Annotated in this window: 20 protein-coding genes and 1 rRNA gene; 16 read left to right on the top strand and 5 right to left on the bottom strand. The window is 73.9% G+C overall.

Annotation, left to right across the window (positions count from 1 at the left end; translation table 11 throughout):
* The 3 genes from rrf to ACF1BN_RS32860 form a co-directional block, all read left to right on the top strand.
* Window positions 1-91 (top strand): 5S ribosomal RNA (gene rrf, locus ACF1BN_RS32850); the annotation flags it as partial.
* A gap of 220 nt (window positions 92-311) precedes the next feature.
* The gene (locus ACF1BN_RS32855) at window positions 312-1565 is read left to right on the top strand and encodes a hypothetical protein (RefSeq protein ID WP_392335237.1); all 1254 of its coding nucleotides are present in this window, start codon (window positions 312-314) and stop codon (window positions 1563-1565) included.
* The gene (locus tag ACF1BN_RS32860) at window positions 1550-2317 is read left to right on the top strand and encodes a hypothetical protein (protein ID WP_392335238.1); all 768 of its coding nucleotides are present in this window, start codon (window positions 1550-1552) and stop codon (window positions 2315-2317) included. Before ACF1BN_RS32855 ends, ACF1BN_RS32860 begins: the two co-directional genes overlap by 16 nt.
* Window positions 2318-2378: 61 nt before the next feature.
* On the opposite strand, the gene ACF1BN_RS32865 is transcribed toward ACF1BN_RS32860, so the two are convergent.
* Window positions 2379-3671, bottom strand: a complete 1293-nt coding sequence (locus ACF1BN_RS32865; protein ID WP_392335239.1) for a DUF1015 family protein — start codon at window positions 3669-3671, stop codon at window positions 2379-2381.
* Window positions 3672-3746: 75 nt separating this feature from the next.
* On the opposite strand from ACF1BN_RS32865, the gene ACF1BN_RS32870 reads away from it, so the two are divergent.
* From ACF1BN_RS32870 to ACF1BN_RS32885, 4 genes are all read left to right on the top strand, one after another.
* The gene (locus tag ACF1BN_RS32870) at window positions 3747-4811 is read left to right on the top strand and encodes an HAD hydrolase-like protein (protein ID WP_392335240.1); all 1065 of its coding nucleotides are present in this window, start codon (window positions 3747-3749) and stop codon (window positions 4809-4811) included.
* A 180-nt stretch (window positions 4812-4991) separates the two neighbouring features.
* Window positions 4992-5951, top strand: coding sequence for a FecCD family ABC transporter permease (locus tag ACF1BN_RS32875; protein ID WP_392335327.1), 960 nt, complete (start codon window positions 4992-4994; stop codon window positions 5949-5951).
* Window positions 5948-6982 (top strand): FecCD family ABC transporter permease, encoded by a 1035-nt coding sequence (locus tag ACF1BN_RS32880; RefSeq protein ID WP_392335241.1) that lies wholly within the window; start codon window positions 5948-5950, stop codon window positions 6980-6982. Before ACF1BN_RS32875 ends, ACF1BN_RS32880 begins: the two co-directional genes overlap by 4 nt.
* A 164-nt stretch (window positions 6983-7146) precedes the next feature.
* Window positions 7147-8004: an ABC transporter ATP-binding protein gene (locus tag ACF1BN_RS32885; RefSeq protein WP_392335242.1), complete on the top strand. Its 858-nt coding sequence runs from the start codon at window positions 7147-7149 to the stop codon at window positions 8002-8004.
* On the opposite strand, the gene ACF1BN_RS32890 is transcribed toward ACF1BN_RS32885, so the two are convergent.
* The gene (locus ACF1BN_RS32890) at window positions 7993-8340 is read right to left on the bottom strand and encodes an SCP2 sterol-binding domain-containing protein (protein WP_392335243.1); all 348 of its coding nucleotides are present in this window, start codon (window positions 8338-8340) and stop codon (window positions 7993-7995) included. The two genes, ACF1BN_RS32885 and ACF1BN_RS32890, sit on opposite strands and share 12 nt — an antisense overlap.
* Before the next feature lie 42 nt (window positions 8341-8382).
* On the opposite strand from ACF1BN_RS32890, the gene ACF1BN_RS32895 reads away from it, so the two are divergent.
* The 5 genes from ACF1BN_RS32895 (at window position 8383) to ACF1BN_RS32915 (ending at window position 13481) form a co-directional block, all read left to right on the top strand.
* Entirely contained in the window at window positions 8383-8670 is a 288-nt protein-coding gene (locus ACF1BN_RS32895; RefSeq protein ID WP_392335244.1) for a hypothetical protein, read from the top strand.
* A 7-nt stretch (window positions 8671-8677) separates the two neighbouring features.
* Window positions 8678-9493: a TlyA family RNA methyltransferase gene (locus ACF1BN_RS32900; RefSeq protein WP_392335245.1), complete on the top strand. Its 816-nt coding sequence runs from the start codon at window positions 8678-8680 to the stop codon at window positions 9491-9493.
* Complete coding sequence (locus ACF1BN_RS32905; protein WP_392335246.1) at window positions 9490-10407, top strand: NAD kinase; 918 nt, start codon at window positions 9490-9492, stop codon at window positions 10405-10407. The genes ACF1BN_RS32900 and ACF1BN_RS32905 overlap by 4 nt, the downstream gene beginning before the upstream one ends.
* A 46-nt stretch (window positions 10408-10453) precedes the next feature.
* Window positions 10454-12205 (top strand): DNA repair protein RecN, encoded by a 1752-nt coding sequence (recN, locus tag ACF1BN_RS32910; protein WP_392335247.1) that lies wholly within the window; start codon window positions 10454-10456, stop codon window positions 12203-12205.
* Between the two features lie 187 nt (window positions 12206-12392).
* The gene (locus ACF1BN_RS32915; RefSeq protein ID WP_392335248.1) at window positions 12393-13481 is read left to right on the top strand and encodes a glycosyltransferase family 4 protein; all 1089 of its coding nucleotides are present in this window, start codon (window positions 12393-12395) and stop codon (window positions 13479-13481) included.
* A gap of 36 nt (window positions 13482-13517) precedes the next feature.
* Here ACF1BN_RS32915 and ACF1BN_RS32920 read toward each other — a convergent pair whose 3' ends face one another.
* The 3 genes from ACF1BN_RS32920 to ACF1BN_RS32930 all read right to left on the bottom strand — a co-directional run bounded on the left by ACF1BN_RS32920 (window position 13518) and on the right by ACF1BN_RS32930 (window position 18594).
* Entirely contained in the window at window positions 13518-15167 is a 1650-nt protein-coding gene (locus ACF1BN_RS32920; RefSeq protein ID WP_392335249.1) for a PucR family transcriptional regulator, read from the bottom strand.
* Between the two features lie 154 nt (window positions 15168-15321).
* Entirely contained in the window at window positions 15322-16716 is a 1395-nt protein-coding gene (locus ACF1BN_RS32925; RefSeq protein WP_392335250.1) for an FAD-binding oxidoreductase, read from the bottom strand.
* 75 nt (window positions 16717-16791) lie between these two features.
* On the bottom strand, window positions 16792-18594 hold the full coding sequence (locus ACF1BN_RS32930) for a glycoside hydrolase family 15 protein (RefSeq protein ID WP_392335251.1): 1803 nt from the start codon (window positions 18592-18594) through the stop codon (window positions 16792-16794).
* A gap of 757 nt (window positions 18595-19351) precedes the next feature.
* Between ACF1BN_RS32930 and ACF1BN_RS32935 the strand changes: the two genes are divergently transcribed.
* The 4 genes from ACF1BN_RS32935 to ald all read left to right on the top strand — a co-directional run bounded on the left by ACF1BN_RS32935 (window position 19352) and on the right by ald (window position 25289).
* Entirely contained in the window at window positions 19352-21001 is a 1650-nt protein-coding gene (locus ACF1BN_RS32935; RefSeq protein ID WP_392335328.1) for a CTP synthase, read from the top strand.
* Between the two features lie 80 nt (window positions 21002-21081).
* Window positions 21082-21708, top strand: coding sequence for an NUDIX domain-containing protein (locus ACF1BN_RS32940; protein ID WP_392335252.1), 627 nt, complete (start codon window positions 21082-21084; stop codon window positions 21706-21708).
* 332 nt (window positions 21709-22040) lie between these two features.
* Window positions 22041-24026, top strand: a complete 1986-nt coding sequence (locus ACF1BN_RS32945) for a tetratricopeptide repeat protein (protein WP_392335253.1) — start codon at window positions 22041-22043, stop codon at window positions 24024-24026.
* Between the two features lie 147 nt (window positions 24027-24173).
* Window positions 24174-25289: an alanine dehydrogenase gene (ald, locus tag ACF1BN_RS32950; protein ID WP_392335254.1), complete on the top strand. Its 1116-nt coding sequence runs from the start codon at window positions 24174-24176 to the stop codon at window positions 25287-25289.
* The last annotated feature ends 390 nt before the right edge of the window (window positions 25290-25679 follow it).

Below are 25679 nucleotides of genomic sequence, written 5' to 3' on the forward strand. Positions count from 1 at the left end.
GCCCGGTTACATTCCGAACCCGGAAGCTAAGCCTTTCAGCGCCGATGGTACTGCAGGGGGGACCCTGTGGGAGAGTAGGACACCGCCGAACAATTCTTCAGGACCCCTGGTCCCAGCGTTCACGCTGGGACCAGGGGTCCTTTTGTTTTTTGCTCGACTTTTTCCGAAGCGCGGCCGGGTGCCGGCTGCGCGAGAATGACTGCAGTACCCGAAGACAGGAGTCACACCGATGTCCACCAACTCTCCCGACGACCGTCCGGAGCGCGAGCCGCGTCGCCGGGACGGTGCCGGTGGCGACCGGGGCGGCTTCCGTGGGCCCCGTCGCGACGACAACCGTGGTGGCGGCTTCCGTCGCGACGACAACCGCGGCGGTGGCGCCGGCGGTTACCGCCGCGACGACCGCGGTGGCGACCAGCGCGGTGGCGGTGGTGGCGGTGGGTTCCGTCGTGACGACCGTGGTGGAGACCAGCGCGGTGGCGGCTTCCGCCGCGACGACCGGCGTGACGACAACCGTGGTGGTGGCGGCGGGTTCCGTCGCGACGACCGCGGCGGGGACCAGCGCGGCGGCGGTTACCGTCGGGACGACCGTCCCTCCTTCCCGCGCGATGACCGCCGTGACGACCGTCGCGACGACAACCGTGGTGGCGGCTTCCGTCGGGACGACCGCGGCGGCGACCAGCGCGGCGGCGGCTTCCGTCGGGACGACAACCGTGGTGGTGGCGGGTTCCGTCGTGACGACCGTGGTGGAGACCAGCGCGGTGGCGGCTTCCGCCGCGACGACCGTGGCGGGGACCAGCGTCCCTCGTCCTTCCGCCGTGATGACCGTCCTTCCTTCCCGCGCGACGACCGGCGTGACGGGTTCCGTCGTGACGACCGTGGTGGAGACCAGCGCGGTGGCGGCTTCCGCCGTGACGACCGTCCCTCCTTCCCGCGCGATGACCGCCGTGACGACCGTCGCGACGACCGCCGTGACGACAACCGTGGTGGCGGCTTCCGTCGGGACGACCGCGGCGGCGACCAGCGCGGCGGCGGCTTCCGCCGGGACGACAACCGTGGTGGTGGTGGGTTCCGTCGTGACGACCGTGGTGGAGACCAGCGCGGTGGCGGCTTCCGCCGCGACGACCGGCGTGACGACAACCGTGGTGGTGGCGGCGGGTTCCGTCGCGACGACCGTGGTGGCGACCAGCGTCCCTCGTCCTTCCGCCGTGATGACCGTCCTTCCTTCCCGCGCGACGACCGGCGCGACGACCGCCCCTCGTTCGACCGTCGTGACGACAACCGCGGTGGTGGCTTCCGGCGGGACGACCGGCGTGACGAGCGTCCCTCGTCGTTCCGTCGGGACGACAGCCGGGGCGGTGGCGGCTTCCGCCGTGACGACAACCGCGGTGGCGGCGGCTTCCGGGGCCGGGACGACCGTGGTGGGTACCGCGGGCGGGACGACCGGGGTGGCTTCGGGCGCCGTGACGACCGGGGCGAGCGGAGCGACCGCCCGCCCATCAAGCGCCTGCCGATCCCGCCGGAGGTCACCGGTGAGGAGATCGACCCCGATGTGCGCCAGGAGCTGATGAGCCTGCCCAAGGGGCTCGCCGACGACGTCGCCCGCAACCTCGTCATGGTCGCGCAGCTGATTGACGAGGACCCGGAGAAGGCGTACGGCTACTCCCGTGTCGCGCTGCGGCTCGCCTCGCGCGTCGCCGCCGTCCGCGAGGCCGCCGGCTTCGCCGCGTACGCCAACCAGAAGTACTCCGAGGCACTGGCCGAGTTCCGGGCCGCCCGCCGGATGAGCGGTGGCGTGGACCTGTGGCCCGTCATGGCCGACTGCGAGCGCGGTCTCGGCCGGCCCGAGCGGGCGCTCGCCATGGCCGGCGAGCCCGAGGTGCAGAAGCTCGACAAGGCCGGCCAGGTCGAGATGCGGCTCGTCGCCGCCGGCGCCCGCCGGGACATGGGGCAGCTTGAGGCCGCCATCGTGACCCTGCAGAGCCCCGAGCTCGCGTCCAGCGCCAACCACCCGTGGACCGCGCGGCTGCGCTACGCCTACGCCGACGCCCTGCTCGCCGCCGGGCGGGAGCAGGAGGCGCGGGAGTGGTTCGCGAAGGCCCTGGAGGCCGACAAGGACGGCGCCACGGACGCCTCCGACCGGCTCGCCGAGCTGGACGGGGTCGAGTTCGTCGACGCCTTCGACGAGTCCGACGACGAGGCCGAGGACCGGGACGACGCCGAGGCCGGTGTCGACGGTGACGAGGCGGACGAGGCGGACGACGCCGAGGACGACGGTGACGCCCACGCCGACGCCGACGAGGACGACGAGCGGCGCTGAGGCTCCGTGACATGAGGAAGGGCGGCACCCGGTGGGTGCCGCCCTTCGTCGTTTCTCCCCGTCAGTCCAGGGCCAGGCTGCGCAGGACCAGGCCCGTCGCCGGCTTGGGGCCGAACGACGTCGACTTGCGGGGCATCGTGACGCCCTGGCGGGCCAGGTCGCGGACGACCTCCTCGCGTACCGGGTGCATCAGGACCGCCGTGCCGCCCCGGCGCTCGGCCTGGTCGACGGCCGCCGCCGTGTCGTGGATGTAGGCGATGTCGTCCGGAGCGTCCGGTACGCGCCAGACGTGCTCCAGAAGCGTGGCGTGGAGGACCGTCGCGTCCAGGGTGCGCCATGCCTCCGGGCGGTCGGCGCGGACCGTGCGGGCCAGCAGGGCCGGGTCCGGGCGGTCCAGGAGGTGGAAGGCGCCGTCGCCCGCCAGCAGGAAGGCGTTCCCCTCGGCGGCGGCCCCGGCCAGGGCCTCCAGGGCCTCCGGCAGGGGGCGTTCGAGACGCCGGACCCGGAAGGCGTCCCCGACGGCCTCCAGCGCGTCCGCCACCGGCAGCCGGCTCAGGAGGCGGTGGATCGCGCGGACCCGCAGCGGATAGCGGACGGTGTCGATGAGCAGCACCAGGCCCTGGTTCCACGGGCCCGGCGCCGGGTGCTCGTCACGGAGCCGCAGATACGTCGCCCAGCGGTGGTGCCCGTCGGCGATCAGCGCCTGGTGGCGGGCGAGTTCGGAGGTGGCCGCCGCCAGCTCGGCCGGGTCCGTGACCGCCCACAGGCGGTGGTGGAAGCCGTCCTCCGTCGTCGTCGCCAGGAGCGGCTCGCGCAGGATCGCGCGCTCCACGACCGCGTCCGCGCCGTCGCCGGTGCCCGGGTAGGTGAGGAGCAGCGGCTCCAGGTTCGCGGCCGTGGTGCGCATCAGGGCGGCGCGGTCCTCGACGACGTGCGGCATGACGTCCTCGTGCGGGAGGACGACTCCCTCGTCGGGCGTGGTCAGTTCGAGGGCGCCGATGATGCCGCGCTGGAGGATGCCGTCGCCCTGCTGCTCGTACACGTACAGCGCGGGGCTCGGGTCGGGGGCGAGGACGCCGTCGGCCAGCCAGCGGTCCAGCGTCACCGCCGCCTTGCGGTGGCGGGTGCCCGCCGTGACGGCCTGCGGGAGGATCAGCCGGACGATGTTGTGGGGGTCGGCGGACTCCAGGTGGAGCAGTCCGTCAGGTCGTACGACGACGTCGTAGGGCGGGGACGTGACGGCCGCGAGGCTGCCGACCCGCTCGGGGACGTACCGGATCCCGCGGAACGGATGCAGACGCAGTCCCGCGGTGTCGTCGCGGACGTCGATGGCCGCGTGACCTGAGGAGTTCATCTCGTCATGGTAGGCGCGCGGGGACGATGAGCGATGATCGGGGGAGTAGCGGCGGTGAGTGAGGAGCGGGTGGTCATGGCGCGAGACGGCCAGGAGCGGCGGACGGGACGGAGCAGGCCCGGCGGCAGCGCGGTCGCGCTGAGCACGGCGTACGACACGGCACTGCTGGATCTCGACGGGGTCGTGTACTTCGCGGGCGGAGCGGCGATCCCGTACGCCGTGGACGCGCTCGTCGCGGCGCGGGACGGGGGGATGCGGCTCGCGTACGTGACGAACAACGCGCTGCGGACACCGGACACGGTGGCCGCGCACCTCACCGAGCTGGGGGTGCCGGCCGCCGCCGAGGACGTCGTCACCTCGGCGCAGGCGGTGGCGCGGCTGATCGCCGAGGACGTGCCCGCGGGTTCCCGGGTGCTCGTCGTCGGCGGCGAGGGGCTGCGGGTGGCGCTGCGTGAGCGGGGGCTCGTGCCCGTCGAGTCGGCGGACGACGAGCCGGTGGCCGTCGTGCAGGGGTACGGCGGCCCGGAGCTGGGCTGGGGCCGGTTCGCGGAGGCGGCGTACGCGATCGGGCGGGGCGTGCCCTGGTACGCGTCCAACACCGACCTGACGATCCCGGGCGTGCGCGGGATCGCGCCGGGGAACGGGGCCGCCGTCGAGGTCGTCCGGATCGCGACCGGCGGGCGGGCCGAGCCGAAGGTCGCCGGGAAGCCGCAGCCGCCGATGCACCGGGAGACGGTGCTGCGGACCGGGGCGCGGCGTCCGCTGGTCGTCGGGGACCGGCTGGACACCGACATCGAGGGCGCGTTCGGCGGAGGTGTCGACTCGCTGCTGGTGCTGACCGGGGTCACCGACGCGGCGACGCTGCTCGCGGCGGTGCCGGAGCACCGGCCGACGTATGTGGCGGCCGATCTGCGGGGGCTGCTCGTCGGGCAGCCGGAGGTGGAGGCCGACGGCGACGGCGGGTTCCGGTGCGGCGGGTGGCGGGCCTCGGTGAGCGGGGACGCGCTCGTGCTGGAGGGCGCGGACGGGTCCGACGCGCTCGACGGGTTGCGGGCGCTGTGCGGGGCGGCGTGGACGCGGGCCGATTCCGGGGCGTGCGGGCTGGACGCGGGGAAGGCTCTGGCCCGGCTCGGGCTGTAGGTCCCGCGCGCGGTGTCGGTGGTCTCCCCGCGGGGGGTCCACCGACCCCTGCTGGTCGAATATTGGGTAGGCTAACCTAACCGGGTGTTGGTCGAGAGTCCCTCCCGTGCGAGCGCGGAGCCGGCGAAGTCAGCGCAGTCCCCGAGGCACCGCAACTCCGTGCGCGCCGTCGGACTGCTGATCGCCGTCGGTGTCCTGCTGCTTGTCTGTGTCCTCAGCATCATGATCGGTGCCAAGCCGGTGCCGATGGGTGATGTGTGGCACGGGCTGTTCCACAACAGCGGCGTCGGCAACGACGTCGTGATCCATGACGTGCGGGTGCCGCGCACGCTGCTCGGGCTGCTGGTCGGCCTGGCGCTCGGTCTGGCCGGCGCGGTGATGCAGGGGCTGACCCGCAATCCGCTGGCGGAGCCCGGACTGCTCGGCGTCAACGCGGGCGCGTCCGCCGCCGTGGTCTCGGCCATCGCCTTCCTCGGCGTCACCGACGTCCGGGACTACGTGTGGTTCGCCTTCGTCGGCGCCGCCGTCGTCTCCGTCGCCGTGTACGTGCTCGGCGGCAGTCGCGGTGCCACCCCGGTGCGGCTCGCGCTCGCCGGCACGGCCGCCACCGCCGCCCTGTACGGCTTCGTCAACGCCGTCCAGCTCCTCAACTCGGCCGCCCTCGACCGGCTCCGGTTCTGGACCGTCGGCTCGCTGGCCTCGGCCGACATGGACACCGTCGGCCGGGTCGCGCCGTTCATCCTCGTCGGCGCCGTGCTGGCGCTGGGCATCGCCCGGCCGCTCAACGCCATGGAGATGGGCGACGACTCCGCGCGCGCGCTCGGCGTCAGCATCAACCGGACCCGGGTCGTCGCGATGCTCGCCGTCACCCTGCTGTGCGGGGCCGCGACCGCCGCCTGCGGGCCGATCGTCTTCCTCGGCCTGATGGTGCCGTACATGGTCCGCGCGATCACCGGGCCCGACATGCGCTGGATCCTGCCGTACGCGGCGGTCCTCGCGCCCGTGCTGCTGCTCGGCTCCGACGTCCTCGGTCGGGTCATCGTGCGGCCCGCCGAGCTCCAGGTCGGCATCGTGACGGCCCTCGTCGGCGGGCCCGTCTTCATCCGACTCGTACGCCGCAAGAGGATGGCCCAGCTGTGACCACGAAGACCCTGCGGACCGGCGGCGGAGTCTCCGTGCGGTACGCGCCGCGGGCCGCGCTCTGCGGCCTCGGGCTGATCCTGCTCGCCCTCGGGCTCGGCGTCGTCCTCGTCGGCACCGGAGACTTCCCGATGACGCCGGGCGAGGTGTTCGACACCCTCCTCGGCCGGGGGACGGCCGTCCAGGAGTTCGCCGTGATGGAGCTGCGGCTCCCGCGGGTCCTGGTCGCGATCCTCGTCGGCGCCGCGCTCGCCCTCGGCGGGGCCGTCTTCCAGTCGGTCTCCCGCAACCCGCTCGGCAGCCCCGACGTCATCGGCTTCGGCCAGGGCGCCACCGTCGGCGCGCTCGTCGTCATCGTGCTCTTCCAGGGCGACGCCGTCACCACCGCGCTCGGCGCCGTCGTCGGCGGTGTCGTCACCGGCGCCGCGATCTACCTGCTCGCCTGGAAGCGGGGGGTGCACGGCTACCGGCTGGTGCTCGTCGGCATCGGCGCCGCCGCCATGCTGACCTCCGTCATCCACTACCTCATCACCAAGGCCGATCTGGTGGACGCCACCCGCGCCACCGTGTGGATGACCGGCTCCCTCGAAGGGCGCGACTGGACCCAGTTCTGGCCGCTGCTCGCCGTCTGCTGCGTCCTGGTGCCGCTGATCCTCGGCCACGGCCGGGCGCTGCGGATGCTGGAGATGGGCGACGACGCCGCGTACGCGCTCGGCGTGAAGGTCGAGCGGACCCGGATCGTCCTCATGGCCTCGGCGGTGCTGCTGGTCGCCGTCGCCACCTCGGCGGCCGGGCCGATCGTCTTCGTCTCCCTGAGCGCCCCGCAGCTGGCCCGCGGGCTCACCCGCGCGCCCGGCCCCAACCTGGCGGTCTCCGCCGCCATGGGCTCCGTGCTGCTGCTCGGGGCCGACTGGATCGCCGGCAACGCCTTCGGCGACCGGACGCTGCCCGTGGGTGTCATCACCGGCATCCTCGGCGGCTGCTACCTGCTGTGGCTGCTCGTCGGCGAACGCAAGGCGGGCCGGCTGTGACCACGCGCAGGAGCACCACGGACACGAGCGCCACGGACCGGAGCACCACGGACCGGAGCGCCCCTCACGGCAGCGCCACGGACCGGGGCGCCACGCACGACAGCACCACGCCCGACAGTGCCACGAACGACAGCACCACGGACCAGGACAACAGGAGCACGCCCATGAGCGAACGGCAGCGGCAGCGCCTCGGGGCCGAGTCGGTCACCCTCGCGTACGAGCAGCGGGTCATCGCCCGCGATCTGTCCGTCGAGATCCCCGACAACTCCTTCACCGTCATCGTCGGGCCCAACGCCTGCGGCAAGTCGACCCTGCTGCGCGCCCTCTCCCGGATGCTCAAGCCGACGCAGGGCCGGGTGCTGCTCGACGGGCAGTCGATCCACTCGCTGCCGGCGAAGAAGGTCGCCAAGGCCCTCGGCCTGCTGCCGCAGTCGTCCATCGCGCCCGACGGCATCACCGTCGCCGACCTCGTCGCCCGCGGCCGCTACCCGCACCAGGGGCTGCTGCGCCAGTGGTCGCCCGAGGACGAGCGGGTCGTCCGGGAGTCCATGGAGTCCACCGGCGTCGCCGAACTGGCCGACCGGTTCGTCGACGAGCTCTCCGGCGGCCAGCGCCAGCGCGTGTGGATCGCCATGGCCCTGGCCCAGCAGACGCCGCTGCTGCTGCTCGACGAGCCGACCACGTACCTCGACATCCAGCACCAGATCGACGTCCTCGACCTCTGCGCCGAGCTCCACGAGGAGCAGGGGCGGACGCTCGTGGCCGTCCTGCACGACCTCAACCACGCGGCCCGGTACGCCACCCACCTGATCGCGGTGCGCGGCGGTGAGGTCGTCGCGGAGGGCCCGCCGTCCGAGGTGGTCACCGCCGAGCTGGTCGAGCGGGTCTTCGGGCTGCGCTGCCAGGTCATCGACGACCCGGAGACGGGCACCCCGCTCGTCGTACCGGCCGGGCGGCAGGCGCGGGCCCGGCGCAAGGCCTCGGGGCGGGAGCCCGCCCCGCGGCCGGCGCTACAGAAGTGAGCGCAGCCGCAGCAGATCGCGGAAGCCGGCCTCCAGCCTGACCCGGCCGGAGGCCCACGCCTTCGCGAAGTTCAGCCCGCCGCCCACCATCGCGACCAGATCGTCGCCGGTCATCGCCAGCCGGATCTGGGCCTTCTCCGGCGGCGGGCCGGTCACCGTCGACTCCACGACCATCCGGCCGCCGGTGAGCCGGCCGGTGAAGGTCGTGTCGAGGTCCGTGAGGTGGCAGCTCAGGGTGCGGTCGAGCGCGGCCGCGCCCCGGACCGAGCCGTCCGCCCCCGCGAGGTTGTCCGCCAGCTTGTCGAGTGCGTCGCGGCACTCCGTGATCGTCGCCATCGCCGTCGACCGTACCCCAGGGCTTCGCGATAGCGTCGTGGCATGAGCGAAGCGATGACGGAGGCGGAGGCCGGTACGGGCCCGGTGGACGGCGGCGGGCCGGTGGAGGCGGACGAGCCCGCCGCGGCCGCCCCGCTGGGGCTCCCCCGGGAGCCCACCGGGGTGCCCGCCGTCGACGCGCTCGTCGAGCGTCTCGGCGAGGCCGACCACCTCCCGGCGGACGGACACCTCGCCGTGTACGAGGATGTACACCGGGGCCTGCGCGCCGAGCTGACCTCGCTCGACGCGCGTCCCGCCCCCGCGTCCCGTCCGCACGACCCCAGGAGCTGAACCCACCGTGGCAGGAGTGGCACGCCGCCGTCTCGACGCCGAGCTGGTCCGGCGCAAACTCGCCCGCTCGCGCGAGCACGCCGGCCAGCTGATCGCCGCGGGCCGGGTGACCGTCGGCAAGACGGTCGCCACCAAGCCCGCCACCCAGGTCGAGACCGCCGCGGCGATCGTCGTCGCCCAGGACGACTCCGACCCCGACTACGTCTCGCGCGGCGGCCACAAGCTCGCCGGCGCCCTCGACGCCTTCGTCCCCCTCGGGCTGAAGGTGGAGGGCCGGCGGGCGCTCGACGCCGGGGCCTCCACCGGCGGCTTCACCGACGTGCTGCTGCGCGCGGGCGTCGGGCACGTGGTCGCGGTCGATGTCGGCTACGGGCAGCTCGCCTGGTCGCTCCGGAGCGACGAGCGGGTCACCGTCAAGGACCGCACGAACGTGCGCGAGCTGACCCTCGACGCGATCGGCGGCGTCCCCGCCGACCTGGTCGTCGGCGACCTCTCCTTCATCCCGCTGGGGCTCGTGCTGCCCGCCCTGGTGGCCTGCACCGCGCCGGACGCGGACCTCGTCCTCATGGTCAAGCCGCAGTTCGAGGTGGGCAAGGACCGGCTCGGCTCCGGCGGGGTCGTGCGCGGCACCGAGCTGCGCGCCGACGCCGTGAAGAACGTGGCCCGGCAGGCGGCCGAGCTGGGGCTCGGGGTGGCGGGCGTCACCGCCAGCCCGCTGCCCGGGCCGTCGGGGAACGTCGAGTACTTTCTGTGGCTGCGGGCCGGGGCGCCCGCACTCGATCCGGCGGACGTCGACCGCGCCGTGGCGGAGGGACCTCGTTGACAGCGACAGCGGCACCACAGGCACCACGCACCGTCTTCCTGCTCGCGCACACCGGCCGGCCGGCCGCCGTGCGCAGCGCCGAACTCGTCGTCCTGGGGCTGCTGCGCAGCGGCATCGGCGTCCGCGTCCTGGAGGCGGAGGCGGAGGACCTGCCGCTGCCGCCGTCCGTGGAGAAGATCCCCGACCACTGCCCGGAGGCGCTCGACGGCTGCGAGCTGATCATCGTCCTCGGCGGTGACGGGACGCTGCTGCGCGGCGCCGAGTTCTCCCGCGCCTCCGGCGTGCCGATGCTCGGCGTCAACCTGGGGCGGGTCGGCTTCCTCGCCGAGGCCGAGCGCGACGACCTCGACAAGGTCGTCGACCGGGTCGTCACCAAGGCGTACGAGGTCGAGGAGCGGATGACCCTCGACGTCGCCGTCTACCAGAACGGCGACGCCCTGCACCGCGACTGGGCGCTCAACGAGGCGGCCGTGCAGAAGGTGTCCCCGGAGCGGATGCTGGAGGTGGTCCTCGCCATCGACGGGCGGCCCGTCACCGGTTTCGGCTGCGACGGCGTGATCTGCGCGACGCCGACCGGCTCCACCGCGTACGCCTTCTCGGCTGGCGGCCCGGTCGTCTGGCCCGAGGTGGAGGCGCTGCTCATGGTGCCGATCGGGGCGCACGCGCTCTTCGCCAAGCCGCTCGTCACCACGCCCGACTCGGTGCTCGCCGTCGAGGTCGAGCCGCACACCCCGCACGGCGTGCTGTGGTGCGACGGGCGGCGGACCGTGGAGCTGCCCGCCGGCGCGCGCGTCGAGGTGCGGCGCGGCGCCGTCCCCGTGCGGCTCGCCCGGCTCCACCACGCGTCCTTCACCGACCGGCTCGTCGCCAAGTTCGCCCTGCCGGTCTCGGGGTGGCGGGGCGCGCCCCACTGACCGCCCGAGTCGGGGGCGATGTCGCATCACGGCACGGAAACCTCGTATGGTCTGGGGCGTGCTGGAGGAGATGCGGATACGGTCGCTCGGGGTCATCGACGACGCGGTGGTCGAGCTGTCGCCCGGCTTCACCGCGGTGACGGGTGAGACCGGCGCGGGCAAGACCATGGTCGTCACGAGCCTGGGGCTGCTGCTGGGCGGACGGGCCGATCCGGCCCTGGTGCGGATCGGGGCCGGGTCGGCGGTCGTCGAGGGGCGGATCAGTCTGCCGCCCGGCGCGCCCGCCGCGCTGCGGGCCCGGGAGGCCGGGGCGGAGCTCGACGAGGGCGCGCTGCTGGTGACCCGTACGGTCTCCGCCGAGGGCCGCTCGCGGGCGCACCTGGGCGGGCGGTCCGTGCCCGTCGGGCTGCTCGCCGAACTCGCCGACGAACTCGTCGCCGTCCACGGCCAGACCGACCAGCAGGGCCTGCTGAAGCCCGCCCGGCAGCGCGGTGCGCTCGACCGGTACGCGGGCGAGGCGGTGTCCGGGCCGCTCGCCGCCTACGGCGAGGTGTACCGGAGGCTGCGGGCCGTCGCCGCGGAGCTGGACGAGATCACCACCCGGGCACGTGAGCGAGCCCAGGAGGCCGATCTGCTGCGGTTCGGGCTCTCCGAGATCGAGGCGGTCGCGCCGCGGGCCGGGGAGGACACCGAACTGGCCGCGGAGGCGGAGCGGCTCGGGCACGCGGAGGCGCTGGCCTCGGCCGCCGCGCTCGCGCACGGCGCGCTGGCCGGGAATCCGGAGGACCCCGAGTCCGTCGACGCGACGACCCTGGTCGCCGGGGCGGGACGGGCGCTGGAGGGCGTGCGGGCGCACGATCCGGCGCTGGCGGGGCTCGCGGACCGGATGGGGGAGATCTCCATCCTCCTCGCCGACGTGGCGCAGGAGCTGGCGGGATACGCCGACGACCTGGACGCCGATCCGCTGCGGCTCGCCGCGGTCGAGGAGCGGCGGGCCGCGCTCACCCAGCTGACCCGGAAGTACGGCGAGTCCGTCGGGGCCGTCCTGGCCTGGGCGGAGGAGAGCGCCGAGCGGCTCGGGGAGCTCGACGGGGACGACGACCGGGTGGGGGAGCTGACCGCGGAGCGGGACCGGCTCCGCGACGAGCTGTCCGTCCTCGCGCAGCGGCTCACCGACGCGCGGGTGGAGGCGGCGGCCCGGTTCGCCGGGGCCGTCACCGCCGAGCTGGCCTCGCTCGCCATGCCGCACGCGCGCGTGTCCTTCGACATCCGGCAGACCGAGGCCGCCGACGAGGCGTCGGGCGTCGAGGTCGGCGGGCGTCGGGTGGCGTACGGGCCGGCGGGCGCCGACGAGGTCGAGCTGCTGCTCGCCCCGCACCCCGGTGCCCCGCCGCGGCCGATCGCCAAGGGCGCGTCCGGTGGTGAGCTGTCCCGCGTGATGCTCGCCGTCGAGGTCGTCTTCGCCGGGGTCGACCCGGTGCCGACGTACCTCTTCGACGAGGTCGACGCGGGTGTCGGCGGCAAGGCGGCCGTGGAGATCGGCCGCCGCCTCGCCAAGCTCGCGCGCACCGCGCAGGTCGTCGTCGTCACCCACCTGCCCCAGGTGGCCGCCTTCGCCGATCGCCAGCTGCTGGTGGAGAAGACCAACGACGGCTCGGTCACCCGCTCGGGCGTCACCGTCCTGGAGGGCGAGGAGCGCGTCCGCGAGCTGTCCCGCATGCTCGCGGGGCAGGAGGACTCCGAGACGGCCCGCGCCCACGCGGAGGAGCTCCTGGCCACGGCCAGGGCGGACGCCTGAACCGGCGCCCCCGCCCGGCGGGGGCACCGGCCCCAGGGGGGCGCGCGGAGCAGAGACGCGCGCTCGCTCGGACGGGTGAAGTCGGGGGCGGGGCGACGCGGCACGGGCCCGGGTGCCACGGGCACGAAGCGGTATCGGTGACGGAACGCGCGTACGGGTGGCGGCCGGGGCTGGCATCCTTGGGCACGTGACACAGCTCCGTACGGTCCAGGTGCTGGGCGGCGGCAGCGCGGGCAGCAGCGCTCACGTCAGATCACTCGCCTCGGGGCTGGTGGCGAGGGGTGTTCGGGTGACCGTGTGCGCTCCGGCCGAACTCGACCGCCTCTACGACTACTCCGGCGTCGGCGCGCACGTCGTGCCGCTGCCCCGCCGCAACGACCCGGCGACCGTCGGCGTGCTCCGCAACGCCTGCATCGGCGCCGACGTCGTCCACGCCCACGGGCTGCACGCCTCCGTGCGCGCCGCGCTCGCCGTCTCCGGCGGCGGCGGGCTCGCCCGCACCCCGCTCGTCACCACCTGGCACGGCCGGCCGCACACCGACGGGGCCATGGGAGGGCTCGTACGGCTCCTGGAGCGCCGCACCGCGCGCGCCGCCGCCGTCGTCCTCGGGACCTCGTCCGAACTCGTCGACCGGGCCCGGCGGCGCGGGGCCAGGGACGCGCGGCTCGCCCCCGTCACCGTGCCCGCCGCGCGCGGGCCCGTCTGCCTCCACGACGGCAAGGCCCGGGCCGAGCTCGGAGCCGTCGACCGGCCGCTGCTCATGGCCGTCGGCGCGCTCGAACCGGGACGGGGGTACGGGACGCTGCTCGACGCGGCCCGGGAGTGGCGGAAACTCGACCCCAGGCCGCTGCTCGTCATCGCCGGCGAGGGGCGGGAACGGGCCGCGCTCCAGCGGCGGATCACCGCCGAGGGGCTCGACGCCCGGATCGTCGGGCGCCGCGACGACGTCGCCGAGCTGCTGGCCGCCGCCGACATCGCCGTCCTGCCGTCCCGCTGGGAGGCCCGCTCCCTGCTCGCCCAGGAGGCGCTCCGGCTCGGTGTCCCGCTCGTCGCCACCGCCGTCGGCGGCGTGCCGGAACTCGTCGGCGACGCGGCCGAGCTGGTGCCGTACGGCGACGCGGCCGCCCTCGCGGCGGCCGTCCGGGGACTCCTGGAGGACGCGGAGCGGCGGATGGACCTGGCGGCGGCGGGCCGCGTCCAGGCCGGGACGTGGCCGACGGAGGACGACACCGTCGCCCACGTCCTGAGCGTCTACGACGAGCTGTCCGCCCGCTGACTCACGGGGTGCGCAGACGGGTCCGCGCCCGCTGACTCACGGGGTGTGGCGGCGGGCCCGCAGGGCCAGGGAGAGCGCCAGGACCGTCTGCGGGTCGTCCAGGTCCGTGCCGAGGAGTTCGGAGATGCGGGCCAGGCGGTTGTAGAGGGTCTGGCGGTTGAGGTGGAGCTCGCGGGCCGTCTCCGCCTTGCGGCCCGCGTGCGCCAGGTACGTCTCCAGGGTGGGGAGCAGCGGCGGGCGCGAGGCGCGGTCGTGGTCGCGGAGCGGGCCGATCGCCCGGTCGACGAACGCCGCCAGGTCCGGGTGGTCGCGCAGCCGCCACAGCAGCAGGTCGATGTCGAGGCGCCGGGCGTCGTACCAGGGGCGGTCCGTCAGGCCCTGCGCCGCGGTGGCCGTCTCGGCCGCGTGCCGCAGTCCGGCCGACGCCGCCGCCCAGCCGCCGGCCATGCCGACCACCACGACCGGCGGGTGCGTCCCGGCGCCCTCCAGGCCGGCCCGTTCCACCCCGGCCCGCAGCGCCGCCGCGACCCGGTCGGCCACCGCGTTCCGCTCCGACTCGGAGCGCAGGCCCAGCAGGAGCGGGACCCGGCCCTCGAAGGGGCGGACGCCGAGGAGCGCCGGGACGCCGACGGAGGCGAGCTCCTCGTGGACGGCGCGGGCGAGCAGCGCCCAGCCGCCGGAGGGGGAGAGCTCGGGGGCGAGCCGCATGACGACGGGCAGGAGCGGGCCGTCGCCCGGCCGGAAGCCGAGGACGCGGGCCTGCGCCGGGGCGGCCTCCGCGGTGATCCGGCCCTCCGCGAGGTCGGTGAGGAAGTCGCCGCGGCCGCGGGCCGCCAGCTCCTCCTCCTGCCGGGCCTGCATGAGGACGACCGCGAGCAGGCCCGCGGCACGCTCGGCGGCCATCCGGTGCACGGGGGAGAGGGCGCCGGAGACCGCGAGCAGCACCAGCCGGGCCCGCACCGAGCCCGTGGCGGTGCCGCCGCCCGCCTTCGGCCGGGGGGAGCCCCCACCGGGGACGTCGACGAGGACCGTGCCGGTCGGCGGGCCGGACTCGCGGGCCGCGCGCCGGCCGCGGAGCCCGTCCCAGACCTGGAGCGGGTCGGCGGGCCCCGACTCGGTGCCCGCCGCGTACAGCAGCTGTCCGTCGGCGGTCTCCAGGAAGACCGGGTTCGCGGCGAAGTCGGAGAGGATCCGGAGGACCTGGGGCACTCCGCCGCCGCCGAGCAGCGCCTCGGTGCACTGCCGGTGGACCTCCTCGGCCTGCCGCTGGAGCGCGTAGTGGCCGTTGACGATCTCGGTGTGGATCTCCTCCGTGACCGCGACGAACGGCACCTCGCGGTGGAGCTGGACCAGCGGCAGCCCTGCGGAGCGGGCGGTCTCCACTATCGTCGCCGGGAGGCGGGCGAAGCGCGGGCCGAGCTCGACGACCAGGGCCGCGATGCCCCGGTCGGCCAGGCGCCGTACGAAGGCCCGCTGCTCCGCCGGGCGGGTGCCCAGGCCGAGACCGGTGGTCAGCAGCAGCTCGCCGCCCTTCAGCAGCGACGCGATGTTGGGCACCTCGCCCGCGTGCACCCACCGCACGTTCCGCTGGAGCCGGTCGGCGCCGGCGACGACCTCCGGGAGACCACTGCGGAGCCCCGGCAGTTCGAGTGCCCGTTGTACGGTGATGCCGCCCTGCGTGTCCATGGGCGGACGGTATCGCCCGTGGTGTTCCCCCGGTATCACCTGATGGTCACGGGACCGGACCCTTCGTACAGGGCGGCGACAACTCGTCGTGTCGTGACAGGAATTGCGTGACCGGCTGTCAGTTGTGTCCTGCGTCACCCCGTCTCGGGGGGATTCAGGCCGCGGCGGCCGGGGTGATGTTGTGGTTGAGGCGGAAGACGTTGTCCGGGTCGTAGGCGGCCTTCACGGCGGCGAGCCGGGCGTAGTTGTCGGCGCCGAACCCGGCGACCACGCGCTGCTCGCCCTCCGCGCCGATGAAGTTGAGGTACACCGCCTCCGTCGTCCACGGCCGCATGTCGGTCCGCACGTCGTGCACCCACTGGATCGCGGCCCCGTCGAGCGCCGGGTCCTCCCAGGTGGCGAAGGGGTGGACGACCCAGGGGGCGGTACGCCAGGGGAGCGGGTGGTCGGAGGCTCCCCTGGCCGCGGCGCCGCCCAGCGGGAAGAGCACGTGCTGGGTGGCCGTCCCGGCCGGGATCCGTTCCCCGCGGGCGCAGAAGACGTCCACGGCCTCGTCGGGGAGCGACCCCAGATACTCCGCCGACCAGTAGTTCCGCAGCCCTGGCGGGTCGTCCAGCATGCACTGGAGGTCCGCGTAGGGGATCTCCTGCACGAGCTCCACCACCGGCCGCAGCGCGGACAGCGGGGCCGCCAGGTGCCGGACGCCCGCCACCGGCCCGGCGAAGGTGACCAGCGCGGCCACCACGAGCTCGCCGACCAGGTGCGGCGGCACGAAGGGCTCGGGCGGGGCCGGGAAGTACAGCACGCCGCCGCTCGCCTCGTCCGGAAGGGTCTCCAGCATCGTCCGGTAGGCGTCGACCACGTCGGGCCCGGAGCGCGGCGGGAAGAGCATCAGCGCGAAGCTCATCGTGGGCAGCTCGTGCAGCCGCAGCGTCAGCGAGGTCGCCACGCCGAAGTTGCCGCCGCCGCCGTGCAGCGCCCAGAACAGCTCCGGGTTCTCCTCGGCGTTCGCGACGACGTGCTTGCCCTCGGCCGTGACCAGCTCGGCGGCGAGCAGGTTGTCGCAGGCCAGCCCGAACTTCCGCTCCAGCCAGCCGGAGCCGCCGCCCAGTGTGAAGCCGGCGACGCCGGTCGTGGAGACCCTGCCGCCGGTGGTGGCCAGGTGGAAGGGCTGGGTGGCCCGGTCGAGGTGGCTCATCAGGGCGCCGCCCCCGACCCGTACGGTCATGTGCTCGGGGTCCGCGACCACGGCGTGCATCGGGCGCAGGTCGATCACCAGGCCGTCGTCGACGGCGGAGGTGCCGGCGACGCTGTGTCCGCCGCCGCGCACCGCGACGGTCAGCCCCGTCTCCCGCCCGAAGAGGATCGCGTTGGCCACGTCGGCCCGGTTCGTGCACCGGGCGATGACCGCCGGCCGGCGGTCGATCATGCCGTTGTGGATGAGCCTGGCCTCGTCGTAGCCGGGATCGCCGGGGACGAGGACCTCACCCGCCAGGTCCTCGCGGAGGCCGGCGAGGGCGGTGTCCGGAACGTGGAAGCGGGGAGCCATCGGGCGCCCCCTTTCGTACGGGGGCCGGGACACTCTCATGGTAGGTCCGGCCCCCGGGGCCTGCCGCTCGGCCGCTCAGCCGCCGTAGGCGCCGCTCGCGGTCAGCCGCAGGGCGGTGTCGATCAGCGGCACGTGGCTGAACGCCTGCGGGAAGTTGCCCACCTGCCGCTGGAGCCGCGGGTCCCACTCCTCGGCGAGCAGCCCCAGGTCGTTGCGGAGCGAGAGCAGCTTCTCGAAGAGGGTGCGGGCCTCGTCGACCCGGCCGATCATCGCCAGGTCGTCGGCGAGCCAGAAGGAGCAGGCGAGGAACGCGCCCTCGTCGCCCTCCAGGCCGTCCACGCCCGCCTCCTCGCCGGCCGTCGGGTAGCGCAGCACGAAGCCGTCCTCGGTGGACAGCTCCCGCTGGATCGCCTCGATGGTGCCGATCACCCGCTTGTCGTCCGGCGGGAGGAAGCCCATCTGCGGGATGAGCAGCAGCGAGGCGTCCAGCTCCTTGGAGCCGTACGACTGGGTGAAGGTGTTCCGCTCCTTGTCGTAGCCCTTCTCGCAGACGTCCCGGTGGATCTCGTCGCGCAGCTCGCGCCAGCGCTCGAGGGGCCCGTCCGCGTCGCCGGACTCGATCAGCTTGATGGTGCGGTCCACCGCCACCCAGGCCATCACCTTGGAGTGGGTGAAGTGCCGGCGCGGGCCGCGGACCTCCCAGATGCCCTCGTCGGGCTGGTTCCAGTTCTTCTCCAGGTAGTTGATCAGCTTGATCTGGAGCAGGGCCGCGTAGTCGTTGCGGGACAGGCCGGTCATGTGGGCCAGGTGGAGGGCCTCGGTGACCTCGCCGTACACGTCGAGCTGGAGCTGGTTCGCGGCGCCGTTGCCGACCCGGACCGGGCCGGAGTTCTCGTACCCCGGCAGCCAGTCCAGCTCCGCCTCGCCGAGCTCCCGCTCGCCGGCGATGCCGTACATGATCTGGAGGTTCTCCGGGTCGCCGGCGACCGCCCTGAGCAGCCAGTCCCGCCAGGCGCGGGCCTCCTCGCGGTAGCCGGTGCGCAGCATCGAGGACAGGGTGATGGCCGCGTCCCGGAGCCAGGTGTAGCGGTAGTCCCAGTTGCGCACGCCGCCGATCTCCTCCGGCAGCGAGGTGGTCGGCGCGGCGACGATCCCGCCGGTCGGCGCGTACGTGAGCGCCTTCAGGGTGATCAGCGAGCGGACCACGGCCTCCCGGTAGGGGCCGTGGTACGTGCAGTGCGCCACCCAGTCGCGCCAGAAGTCGGTGGTCGCCGTGAGCGAGCCCTCCGGGTCCGGCAGCGCGGGCGGCTCCTTGTGCGAGGGCTGCCAGGAGAGGGTGAAGGCGATCCGCTCGCCGGCGGTGACGGTGAACTCGGAGTACGTGGTGAGGTCCTCGCCGTGGGTCTCGGCCTCGGTGTCGAACCAGACGGAGTCGGGTCCGGCCACCGCGACCGTGCGGTCACCGACCTTGTGGACCCAGGGCACGATCCGGCCGTAGCTGAACCGCATCCGCAGGGCGGAGCGCATCGGCACCCGGCCGCTGATCCCCTCCACGATCCGGATCAGCTGGGGCGCGCCGTCGCGCGGCGGCATGAAGTCGGTCACCCGGACCGTGCCGCGCGGGGTGTCCCACTCGGACTCCAGGACCAGCGAGTCGCCCCGGTAGCGGCGGCGGTCGGCGGGGGCGGGTTCGGCCTCGGCGGGGCCGGCCGGGCCGACTCTCCAGAAGCCGTGTTCCTCGGTGCCGAGCAGCCCCGCGAAGACCGCGTGCGAGTCGAAGCGGGGGAGGCAGAGCCAGTCGACACTGCCGTCCCGGCAGACCAGCGCCGCGGTCTGCATGTCTCCGATGAGTGCGTAATCCTCGATACGCCCGGCCACGTGCTTCACTCCAGTCGTACGGCCTGTCCGCCCCTCGGGGCGCGTGCAGCAATGCTTGCGAGTTGCGAGAGGTGCCCGCGGTGCCAGTGTGCGGGATGGCCGGCTCCGACAGCGGGTCGAGGGGAGGCGACACGGCTCCCGGTCCGGATCCACGGGCGGGGGTGGTGCCGTCGGCCGGCCGCCCGGAACGTGGCCGGGCGGGATGGTCCGCACCCTAGTGATCGTGATGATCGCCAGGGTAACGCGCTGCTCCACTCGGGTGAACAGGGTGTTCCCCGGACGTTTGCCCGAACGTTTCCCCTCGGCCTCCTCCCTGCCCCTGGCCCGGCCGCGTCCCCGGCGGCGACCCGGTCCGGAAGGCGCTTCCGGTCCCGTGCGCCGGGCGCTTCCGGTCCCGTGCGCCGGGGTGCTTCCGATCCCGTGCGCCGGGGCGGTTGCGGCCCCGTGCGCGTGGCGCTTCCGGTCCGTGCGGCGGGCGGGTCCGCGCCCGGCCCGTCGGCCCGCCCGGGCGGAATCCCGCCGTCCGCGCGATCCCCCGGACGGCCCCGCCGGGGGCCGGTCCGCGCGGTCCACCGGTGTGCCGACCGTGTGGCCGGAAGCGGTCTCCTGATGTCACTGATACCCTGGTACCCCGTGGACCGGTGGGAAACGGCGCCAGCCGAAACCCCCGAAACCGCAGCGACGGCACCCCCGATTCTCCCGGAGGACCAGCCGCTTCGCACCTCCAGAACGCGACCACGGGAGCCCCCTCTTGGCGATGCCGCCCAACACCACGACGACCAAGCACATCTTCGTCACCGGGGGTGTCGCCTCCTCCCTCGGCAAGGGCCTGACCGCCTCCAGCCTGGGTGCGCTCCTCAAGGCCCGTGGCCTGCGGGTCACGATGCAGAAGCTCGACCCGTACCTCAACGTCGACCCGGGCACGATGAACCCCTTCCAGCACGGTGAGGTGTTCGTCACCAACGACGGCGCCGAGACCGACCTGGACATCGGCCACTACGAGCGCTTCCTCGACGTCGACCTCGACGGCTCGGCCAACGTCACCACCGGCCAGGTCTACTCGCAGGTCATCGCCAAGGAGCGGCGCGGCGAGTACCTCGGCGACACCGTGCAGGTCATCCCGCACATCACCAACGAGATCAAGTCGCGGATCCGCCGCATGGCGACCGACGACGTCGACGTGGTCATCACCGAGGTCGGCGGCACCGTCGGCGACATCGAGTCGCTGCCCTTCCTGGAGACCGTCCGCCAGGTCCGCCACGAGGTCGGCCGCGACAACGTCTTCGTCGTGCACATCTCGCTGCTGCCCTACATCGGCCCCTCGGGCGAGCTGAAGACCAAGCCGACCCAGCACTCGGTCGCCGCCCTGCGCAACATCGGCATCCAGCCCGACGCGATCGTGCTGCGCGCCGACCGCGAGGTCCCGACCGCCATCAAGCGCAAGATCTCGCTGATGTGCGACGTCGACGAGGCCGCCGTGGTCGCCGCCATCGACGCCAAGTCGATCTACGACATCCCGAAGGTGCTGCACTCCGAGGGCCTCGACGCCTACGTGGTGCGCAAGCTCGACCTGCCCTTCCGCGACGTGGACTGGACCGTCTGGGAGGACCTCCTGGACCGCGTCCACAACCCCGACCACGAGGTCACCGTCGCGCTCGTCGGCAAGTACATCGACCTGCCCGACGCCTACCTGTCGGTCACTGAGGCCATGCGCGCCGGCGGCTTCGCCAACAAGGCGCGGGTCAAGGTCAAGTGGGTCGCCTCCGACGACTGCAAGACCCAGGCCGGAGCCGAGAAGCAGCTCGGCGACTGCGACGCGATCCTGATCCCCGGCGGCTTCGGCGACCGCGGTGTGTCCGGAAAGGTCGGCGCCATCCAGTACGCCCGCGAGAACAAGGTGCCGCTGCTCGGCATCTGCCTCGGCCTCCAGTGCATCGTCATCGAGGCGGCCCGGAACCTGGCGGGCATCCCCGAGGCGAACTCCACCGAGTTCGACCCGGCCACCGCGCACCCCGTCGTCTCCACGATGGAGGAGCAGCTCGCCTACGTGGAGGGCGCCGGCGACCTGGGCGGCACGATGCGCCTGGGCCTCTACCCGGCGAAGCTCGCCGAGGGCTCGGTCGTCCGCGCGGCCTACGCCGACGAGCCGTACGTCGACGAGCGCCACCGTCACCGCTACGAGGTGAACAACGCCTACCGCGCCGAGCTGGAGAAGAAGGCCGGCCTGGTCTTCTCCGGCACCTCCCCGGACAACAAGCTCGTCGAGTTCGTCGAGTACCCGAAGGAGATCCACCCCTACCTGGTCGCCACCCAGGCGCACCCGGAGCTGAAGTCCCGCCCGACCCGCCCGCACCCGCTCTTCGCGGGCCTGGTCAAGGCGGCCGTCGAGCGCAAGACGGCCAAGTAGTACGGAGCGTTAACGTAGCCGGGGTACGGGTTCTCGCACGAGGACCCGTACCCCGGCTTTCGTATGTGGGAGGACTACCGATGCAGGTGCAGGACACCCCGGAGGAGTGGCGGGTCGCCGCGACCACGACCCCCTTCACGGGCAAGAAGACGAGTGTCCGCACGGACGACGTGGTGATGCCGGACGGCTCGGTCGTCCGGCGCGACTACCAGGTCCACCCGGGCTCCGTGGCCGTGCTGGCCGTGGACGACCAGGACCGGGTGCTGGTGCTGCGTCAGTACCGCCACCCGGTGCGGCAGAAGCTGTGGGAGATCCCGGCGGGCCTCCTCGACGTGCCCGGCGAGAACCCGCTGCACGCCGCCCAGCGCGAGCTGTACGAGGAGGCGCACGCCAAGGCGGGCGAGTGGCGGGTCCTCACGGACGTCTACACCACCCCGGGCGGCTGCGACGAGGCCGTGCGGATCTTCCTGGCGCGCGACCTCGCCGAGGCGGAGGGGGAGCGGTACGAGGTCTCCGAGGAGGAGGCCGACATGGAGGTCGCGCGGGTCCCGCTGGACGAGCTGGTACGCGGGGTCCTCGCCGGCGAGCTGCACAACAACTGCCTGGTCGTGGGCGTGCTGTCGCTGGTCGCCGCACGGGCGGGCGACGGCCTCGACGCGCTGCGCCCGGCGGACGCGCCCTGGCCGGCCCGCCCCTTCGAGGCGTAGCGCCCCTCGCGGTCCGCCGGGGCATGGGCCACCCGCCCGCGCCCCTCGCGGTCCGCCGGGGCGTGGGCCACCCGTCCGCGCCCCTCGCGGTCCGCCGGGGGATGGGCCACCCGCCCGCGTCCCTCGCGGTCCGCCGGGCATGGGTCACCCGCCCCGGCGGACCGCGTCCCCGACCGAGACGGCAGGCCGGTGTGACTGTCTGCTGATCCGATCGGGGGATGTGCCCGCCGCGCTCCGCCGGGTCCGCGGCAGGGGCTGAACTACGCTCGTACACGCCCGTGCGGAGTCCCCCGCGGGATCGGCTCGTGCGCAGGTGGACGGGAGTGTGGCCCGTGACGGATCAGGCGGTGGCAGCGGCCGGCAGCCGGCAGTTCTACGGCCGGCAGCGGGAGTTGAAGGCCCTCCGCGCCGACATCGAGCGGACCGGCCTGGACACCCTCACCGGCCGCAAGGAGCCCCGCGCCCGCGTCCTCCTCGTCGCGGGCCGACCCGGCTCCGGCCGCACCGCGCTCGCCGAGGAACTGATCGCCTCGGTCGCCGGCCGCTACCCCGACGGGATCCACCGCGTCCGGCTCACCGAGCCCGGCGGCGAGCCCGTCCCCACCGCCCGGGCCGCCCGCGAACTCCTCCGCGGCCTCGGGGTCGCCGAACCGCCCGGCGCGGCCGAGGACGAGCTGACCGAACTGGTCCGCGAGGCGCTCCGCGGGCGCCGGGCGGTGCTGCTCCTCGACGACGCCGTCGACGCCGAACAGGCCGACCCGCTCCTTCCGGACAACCCCGACGCCCTCGTCGTCGCGGTGGCCCGGGGGCCGCTCACCGGGATCCCGGACGTACGGCCCTGCACCCTCGGCGGGCTCGACCCGAAGTCGGCCATCGAGCTGCTGACCTCCGCCACCGGCTCGGTCCGCATCACGGTCGACCCGCAGGCCGCGGAGGCACTGGTCGAGGAGTGCGGCGGGCTGCCCGGCGCGGTGGTGCTGGCCGGCGGCTGGCTGGCCGGCCGGCCCGAGACCTCCGTCGCCGACCTCGCCAAACGCCTCCGCGGCCTGAACGGCGACCCCCTCACCCGTACCTTCCTCCTCGCCCACCAGGCGCTGCCCCAGCCGGCCGCCCGGATACTGCGCTACCTGGCGCTCGCCCCGCTCGGCCGGGCCGACGCCCACACCGCCTCCGCCCTCGCCGGCTGCTCGGTCTCGGCGGCGGCGGCCACCCTCGCGGACTTCGCCCGCCTGGGCCTGGTCACCGAGACCGGGGACGGGGAGTACGAGGCCCCCGGCCATCTCGTCCCCCTGCTCCGTGCCCAGCTGGAGGAGCACGACCGGCCCGCCGAGGTGCAGCTCGCCCGGGCCCGGATGCTGGAGCGGACCGTGCGGCTCCTCCAGTCCTGCCGCGCGGTCACCGAGGCCGAGGGCTCCCCGGCCCGGCGCAGGCTCGCCGGCCTGCCGCGCGCCCTGCGCTTCCCCGCCCCCGAGGACGCCGCCCGGTGGCTGACCGCGCGCCGGCCGGCGCTGCTCGCCTGCGCCCGGCTGGCCGTCGCCGACGGGGAGCTGGACACCCTCGCCCGCCGGCTCATCGCCTCGCTGGTGCGGGCGCTCACCGCGCACGGCGGCGCCGAGGCCGCCGCACCCGACCTCTACGGGCTGCACGGGCTGGTCCTCGACGTCGCCGAGCGGCGCGGGCTGCACCGCGAGCGGGCGGCCGCCCTCCTGAACCTCGGCGACCTCGATGCCCGGACCGGTCGCGCGAAGGACGCGTTGCTGCGATATCGGTTGGCATGGGAGGCCGGAAGGCAAGCAAATGACCCGTACGCCACCGGTCGCGCAATGGAATCCGTAGGAGGGAGCTATCAGGAGCTGGGTGACTGGCAGCGGGCCGGCGACTGGTACGGCCGCGCTCTCGCCCAGCGCCTCGCCCATGACGAGCGGGCCGACCAGGCACGCCTGTACGCCCGCCTCGGCGCCGTGCAGACCTATGCCGGGCGGTACGGGGAGGCGCTGCGGCACTGGCGGGCGGCCGCGGCCGGATACCGCAGGCTCGGTGATCTCCCGGGCCACGCGCGGGCGTTGAGCGAGGCGGCGCGTGTGCAGGAGTACGCGGGGCGGCCCGAGGAGTCGCTGCGGACCTGTGAGGAGGCGGTCGAGTGGGCCCGTCGGGCCCAGGACACCCGGCTCCAGGCGGCGCTCCAGCTCCGGCTCGCCGACACCCTCGACCGGCTCGGCGACCCCGCCGCGGCCCGGCTGCACCGTGCTGCCGCTGATCGTCTGCTGGAAACGGAAGGCTTTGCCTACGAAATCCGCAGTGGGTCCGCAGAAGATTAGTACTTTGAAAGGCTAGACAGCGGGAACTCCTTCATTAGACTGGTTCCGCCGCGTTCGAACGTGGTCTGCCTCGGTGTGCCGCAGTGCATCCGGGTATGTATGGCAGTGCACCAGTTATCCCCCCTGATTCAAGGACCGTGATCGACGATGAAGGTCGGCATCCCCCGCGAGGTCAAGAACAACGAGTTCCGCGTGGCCATCACCCCCGCCGGTGTCCACGAGCTCGTCCGCAACGGCCACCAGGTCTTCATCGAGCAGAACGCCGGCGTCGGCTCCTCGATCACGGACGAGGAGTACGTCGCCGCGGGCGCCGCGATCCTCCCCACCGCGGACGAGGTCTGGGCCACCGCCGACCTGCTCCTCAAGGTCAAGGAGCCGATCGCGGAGGAGTACCACCGCCTCCGCAAGGACCAGACGCTCTTCACCTACCTGCACCTGGCCGCCTCCAAGGAGTGCACGGACGCCCTCCTGGAGTCCGGCACCACCGCCATCGCGTACGAGACGGTCGAGACCGCGAACCGCGCGCTCCCGCTGCTCGCCCCGATGTCCGAGGTCGCGGGCCGCCTGGCCCCGCAGGTCGGCGCCTACCACCTGATGCGCTCGGCCGGCGGCCGCGGCGTGCTCCCCGGCGGCGTCCCCGGCACCCACGCCGGCAAGGCCGTCGTCATCGGCGGCGGCGTCTCCGGCTGGAACGCCACCCAGATCGCCGTCGGCATGGGCTTCCACGTGACCCTGCTCGACCGCGACATCAACAAGCTCCGCGAGGCCGACAAGGTCTTCGGCACCAAGGTGCAGACGATCGTCTCCAACGCCTACGAGCTGGAGAAGGCCGTCGTCGAGGCCGACCTCGTCATCGGCGCCGTCCTCATCCCGGGCGCCAAGGCCCCGAAGCTGGTCACCAACGAGCTCGTCGCCAAGATGAAGCCCGGAAGTGTCCTTGTCGACATCGCGATCGACCAGGGCGGCTGCTTCGAGGACTCGCACCCGACCACCCACGCCGAGCCGACCTTCCAGGTCCACAACTCGGTCTTCTACTGCGTCGCCAACATGCCCGGCGCGGTCCCGAACACCTCCACCTACGCCCTCACCAACGCCACGCTGCCCTACATCGTGTCGCTGGCGAACAACGGCTGGGTCGAGGCGGTCCGCCGCGACGCCGCCCTCGCCCTGGGCCTCAACACCCATGACGGCAAGGTGGTTTACAAGGAGGTCGCCGAGGCGCACGGCTACGACCACGTCGAGCTGAGCACCCTCGTCGGCTGACCTTCGGGCGCCCCACCGGCGGTCCGACGGGCGGCCCCGTCAACCCCACCGTCAATGTCACACACCCGGCCGGACCTTGTTCGACAAGGTCCGGCCGGCTGTGTCTCCGGCCACGCCAAAACGTTCGGTCAACTCGCGTCGAACGTAACCCTTTAACCGTTTCGCACACCCCTGAAACGTGCGGATGCGTGGCCGCGCGCCCTTGACAGAGGCGTGTTCGGTTGCCGACACAACGGGCCGGGTCCGGGCGATTGTGTTGCTGCGGACCGGTGACACGCCATAGAGTCGCCAACCGTCGGCATGGTGCCACGCTGACAGATCGATAAATGTTCCTGGTCACATCCAAGGAGGTAAGACGACTTGTGAATGAGTCGACATTTACTCCCGGGA

It is taken from the genome of Streptomyces sp. NPDC014861, assembly GCF_043081625.1.
Lineage (GTDB): Bacteria > Actinomycetota > Actinomycetes > Streptomycetales > Streptomycetaceae > Streptomyces.